The organism is Brotaphodocola sp. (genome assembly GCF_983179755.1).
Genome location: NZ_CFAHBC010000067.1, coordinates 1 through 3,945, shown reverse-complemented (window position 1 = coordinate 3,945; position 3,945 = coordinate 1). Strand labels below are relative to the sequence as shown.

General features: G+C 47.3%; 4 protein-coding genes. 2 read left to right on the top strand and 2 right to left on the bottom strand.

The features are described from left to right. Positions 1 to 44: 44 nt before the first annotated feature. The gene (pyrB, locus tag AC4EVX_RS12735; protein WP_490160341.1) at positions 45 to 968 is read left to right on the top strand and encodes an aspartate carbamoyltransferase; all 924 of its coding nucleotides are present in this window, start codon (positions 45 to 47) and stop codon (positions 966 to 968) included. Then, positions 962 to 1,390, top strand: coding sequence for an aspartate carbamoyltransferase regulatory subunit (locus AC4EVX_RS12730; RefSeq protein ID WP_490160340.1), 429 nt, complete (start codon positions 962 to 964; stop codon positions 1,388 to 1,390). Before pyrB ends, AC4EVX_RS12730 begins: the two co-directional genes overlap by 7 nt. A gap of 143 nt (positions 1,391 to 1,533) precedes the next feature. Here the strand turns inward: AC4EVX_RS12730 and AC4EVX_RS12725 are convergent, their stop codons facing one another. Then, positions 1,534 to 2,196 carry an HAD family hydrolase gene (locus tag AC4EVX_RS12725; RefSeq protein ID WP_308451309.1) on the bottom strand — a complete coding sequence of 221 codons (663 nt, stop codon included), beginning with the start codon at positions 2,194 to 2,196 and terminating at the stop codon, positions 1,534 to 1,536. 277 nt (positions 2,197 to 2,473) lie between these two features. Beyond that, complete coding sequence (locus tag AC4EVX_RS12720) at positions 2,474 to 3,412, bottom strand: cell wall hydrolase (protein WP_490160339.1); 939 nt, start codon at positions 3,410 to 3,412, stop codon at positions 2,474 to 2,476. Positions 3,413 to 3,945: the final 533 nt, after the last annotated feature.

Sequence of the window (3,945 nt, the reverse complement as noted above, 5' to 3'; positions counted from 1 at the left end):
ATAATATGTCACGAACCAAATGACAAAACCAAAGGAGATACGCGATGAGACACATGTTAAACCCATTGGATTTCTCAGTGGAAGAGATCGACCAGCTTTTAACACTGGCTTCCGACATTGAGCAGAATTTTCCGAAATACGCTCATGTATGTGATGGTAAAAAATTAGCGACATTATTTTATGAACCAAGTACAAGAACCCGCCTCAGTTTTGAATCCGCAATGCTGAATCTCGGGGGAAGCGTACTTGGTTTTTCTTCAGCTGATTCCAGCTCGGCATCAAAGGGAGAAAGCGTTTCCGACACAATCCGTGTCATCTCCTGTTACGCAGATATCGTGGCAATGCGCCATCCGAAAGAGGGGGCTCCGCTTGTCGCTTCGATGAAGTCCCGCATCCCGGTCATCAACGCAGGCGATGGCGGTCACCAGCATCCGACCCAGACCCTGACGGATCTGATGACAATCCGCTCCTTAAAGGGACATCTCGAAAACCTGACGATCGGTCTCTGCGGAGATCTGAAATTCGGTCGTACCGTTCACTCTCTGATCGAAGCAATGGTTCGCTACCCGAATATCCGCTTCGTCCTGATCTCCCCGGATGAGCTGAGAGTTCCGGAGTATATCCGCGACGATGTGCTTCGCGCCAACAACATTCCGTTTAAGGAGGTCGACAACCTCGACGAGGCAATGCCGGAGCTTGATATCCTCTACATGACCCGCGTTCAGAAGGAGCGTTTCTTCAATGAGGAGGATTACATCCGCTTAAAGGATTGCTATATCCTGAACAAGGATAAGATGAAACTTGCAAAACCGGATATGTACGTGCTTCATCCGCTTCCGAGAGTCAATGAGATCTCCACAGAAGTAGATGACGATCCGAGAGCTGCTTACTTCAAGCAGGTTCAATATGGAGTTTATGTGCGTATGGCACTCATCATGACATTATTGGAGGTGGAGAAACCATGCTGAACATCAGTGGATTAAGCGAGGGCGTTGTTCTGGATCACATTCAGGCTGGAAAGAGTCTGGATATCTACTATCATCTGGGTCTTGACAAGCTCGACTGTCAGGTTGCAATCATCAAGAATGCACGAAGCAACAAGATGGGTCGCAAGGACATCATCAAGATCGAGGGACCGATCGAGCACGTTGATCTCGACGTTCTCGGCTACATCGATCACAACATCACAGTCAATATCATCCGTGACAACAAGATCGTGGAGAAGCGCGCTCTGACTCTGCCGAAGAAGATCGTCAATGTCATCCAGTGCAAGAACCCGCGCTGTATCACCTCGATCGAGCAGGAACTGCCTCACATCTTCTGTCTGACCGATGAGAAGACCGAGACTTATCGTTGCCTGTACTGTGAGGAGAAGTACTCCAAGAAGTAATTTTCTCATTTTCGCACGATAAATTAATTTATCTATATCCTGCACAAGAAATACGGGTAGGACGCAAGTTCCTATCCTACAACAACAAACGGCACCGCCAATCAGCAGAATCTTCTACTGACGGCGATGCCGTTTTTCCGAAATCAGAACTCCTCTACGATCGTTTTCACATCTGCCGGTGTCTGTGCAAGCACATCCGCTCCGGCACCAAGAAGTTCTTCCCGGCTTCCATACCCGTAGAGCACACCGATGCTCTTCAATCCATTCTCCTTTGCACCAACGATATCATTGCTTCGGTCTCCAACCATCACAACCTGGCTCTTATCGGTGATCCCGCAGGTTTCAAGCACATAGCAGATCACATCACCCTTCTTCTCTCTGCTCTCATCAAGAGTCGCTCCGCCGATAAAATCAAACCGGCGCGCAAGATCAAAATGTTCAAGGATTCGCCTTGCGGTCTTCTCCGGCTTCGAGGTTGCCAGATACAGATGATACCCTGCACTTCTCAGCTCATCTAAAAGCTCCGGAATTCCCTCATAGACGTCATTCTCGAACAAACCACCTTTTCCGTCATAATACTCGCGGAAACGCTCTACCGCCTCGAGAGACTGCTCCACGCCAAATCCATAATATTTTCTCATGCTCTCCGCTAACGGCGGTCCGATAAACGGGCGCAAAGTACTGCGATCCGTCACGGTAATCCCGTAAGTATGCAGGGAATATTCAATCGCATTCATGATTCCTCTCGCGGAATCCGTCAAAGTTCCATCCAAGTCAAATAAAACGTGTTGAATGTTTTTTTCCATAGTTCTATCTTTCTCCTGTCACTGTGCACTTGCCTTGTCCACCTGGTCAGTCCTGATCCGTCCATCAGATCCGCCCTCTCAACTCTCAGACACACAGCTTCCTCAATCTTTCTTTTTTACAACCCTCTTATTATGCCATCTCACAGTAAAAAAGGCAAGGCGAAAAAACAGGTTCCTCTCACAGTCTCATAGTCATACAAAAAAGAACTGCGCCCGATTTTTTCAGGTAGCAGTTCCTTTTCATTTTCCCTAAAAGCACCGCGCTATCAGGAAACTTTTATTTAAAAAATTCATGTCCCCCATGCTCGAACAGATAGTGAAGTGATCCGTCAAACCATCGGACGTTTCCGTTTTGGGAAAGTTTTCGATTCATAAAGTAGAGAGCTCCCTGCGAGTAATCCTCCCCCGCAAGTGCGCGATCCACCGCTTCCACCGTGGCTTCCGTCACCTTACAGCGATTGATGCTTCCATCAATCACCGGTGAAAACTGCGACTTCTGATAGACCACACCGGTGATGCTCGCCGGAAAGGACTTATTCAAAACGCGATTGATCACCACATTGGCAACCAGAATTCGTCCCTTCATGTCACATCCGCCGGCTTCCGCCTGAACAATCCTCTGAAGAACCGTCAAGTCCTCGGGTGTGTAAGACACCACGGCCGCTGCCATCTTTGCCTCTGCCTCCTGACGTTTCCGTTCTTCCTCCGCTCTTCTTCTGGCTTCTTCCTCTTCCTGTCTTCTTCGTTCCTCCTCTATCCGGCGAATCTCCTCTTTCGTCTCTTCCACGGCTTCTTCCCTCAACTGCCGTGCATCAAGTTCTTCCTGCACATTCTTTGCCAGCGTACTTCCCGCCAACAGCTGTCCACTCTTTACCTCTTCGGTATCATGACCCGCAAGATGAAATGGTATTTTTGCTTCCGTAAGCAGTACAACTTCCTCAGTCTGTGCCACTTCTGCCTCTCCGATCTTTTCCTCGATCTCTTCTGTCTCTTTCAGACTTTCCTCCTCAGAAGAAGTCTCCGCATATGCAGTCAGAGCATTTCGCCCTCCTCCTGCAAATCCGGCTGAAGCAAAGGTCAGCACTGCAACCACCACGCTTCCCGTCATCAAGATGGCGCGTGAGCGGTACATCTGCTTTGTCACATTGACGCTCTTTACTGTCAGCGTCCGGACAAGCTGATAAACCGACTGAAGAAATGAGCATATTGCAAGCATACAATACTCCTCTCTTCGATCTTTCCGGTCCGTTCTCAAAATCTGGTTTTCGGGATTTTGATTTTTGAAATCCGTTCCGGAACGTGGAGGCGATCCCATTGCGTTTTGCTAATAAAAAGTGGGATACAAAACATGAATTTTCAAAATCGCCTGTTTCCTGGTAACTTCGCGTTACTGTTCTGTTTTTTGTTCACTCTTATTTTGTTTTCATGATCAGTTCGTATCATTTCTCATGATTCTTCTCTCTGGCTCTTGTAGCAATCCTGTAACAATCTTGTAGCTCGTAGCAAGATCGACTACTCCTGCCGATCTGCACAGTGAGCGCGCAGATCTTCCATCAGCAACGTGACTTCCGCTATTGTAGTTGGCGCTTAATAAAATGTCAATAACTCTTTCATACTTTTGTCACATCTGACACCCAGTTTTTCGCATACTTTTTGAATTTTGTACAGGACATATAAATTTTTTCGGGTAAAACCAGCGAAATTTTGTGAATAAAATTTTTCTTTTATTACGCTTTTATTACATTTTTG